Raw genomic sequence first — 1,083 nt, forward strand, 5'->3', positions numbered from 1 at the left:
GCGACAATGGCCAGTCAGCAGTGGTCGAGCCTTCGGTGAGGATACGCACATACACTTTCGAACCCGGCGCGGCCTTGGCGATGTTGCGAAGGTCGGCTTCGGAGTCGGTGGAGAACAGACGCACGCCCTTCTCATAGAAGTAGCGGATGTCCTTGGATTTCTTGATGGTGTTGCCGTAGCTGATACGGTCGGCGCTGACGCCGCGGTCCATGACCTTGTCCAGCTCATAGATCGAGGCGATGTCGAAGCTCGAACCCTTGTCTTTCAACAGGTCGATGATCTCAACGGCCGGGTTGGCCTTGACGGCGTAATACACCTTGGCGAATTCGAAACCGGCGCGCAGGTCGTCGTAGGCCTGGCTGATCATCGCGGTGTCGATCACCACGAACGGGGTTTCTTGCTTGTCGGCGAACGCCTTCATTTTGTCAAAAGTGGCGCGCGCGAAATAATCTTCGACGTTGATCGACATGCTGGGAACTCCTAAGGGCAAACTAATTTGATCAATGGGTGCAAATGAACGTCCTCCGTATCCCCACTTTGGTTCGCCTACTTCCCAAGGCATGTCGCCGAAAGCAAAAAGGCCATGGGGTAAGCTGCCCTTGGCCTTGCTGTCTCGTCGTCAGTACTTGAGCCGGATGGATCGTTTCCAGCATGGACGTTCGGGCGCGAACTTTAGGGCCAGACGCCTCAGAGATCAATGTTAAATCCATGATCTTTACCGAACGGTGACGCCTGCGGACTCACCCCCCTCCTGCAACCGACCGGAGCGAGCGCCGAGATGTTCCTGGGGGGCGATGACAGGAGGTTTCCGCGCGGGGGATCAAGCGGTCGGATTGCGCAGCCATTGGGCTTTGACGGTGGCGCTAGGCGATCGCGGCCATGGCACCGTAGCGTGGAAAACGGCGCAGCCTTTTCCACTGAGACTTTCGGTGCCGACGTGTGCCCTCACCCCAACCCTCTCCCAGGGGGAGAGGGGGCCACACGCGCGACTCTGGACCAATCGAACTGGGGCTCATCGCCGTCCGTAGGTTGGGTTGAGCGCAGCGAAGCCCAACAGGCCCAACCCCAACGCCTTACCGGAAC

General features: G+C 58.9%; 1 protein-coding gene. It reads right to left on the minus strand.

What is annotated here, in order from left to right:
* On the minus strand, positions 1 to 469 hold a 469-nt coding region (locus U1R88_RS35570), incomplete at its 3' end, for a type III PLP-dependent enzyme domain-containing protein (protein WP_489671962.1).
* Positions 470 to 1,083 lie beyond the last annotated feature (614 nt).

It is taken from the genome of Labrys sedimenti (genome assembly GCF_034424805.1).
GTDB lineage: Bacteria > Pseudomonadota > Alphaproteobacteria > Rhizobiales > Labraceae > Labrys > Labrys sedimenti.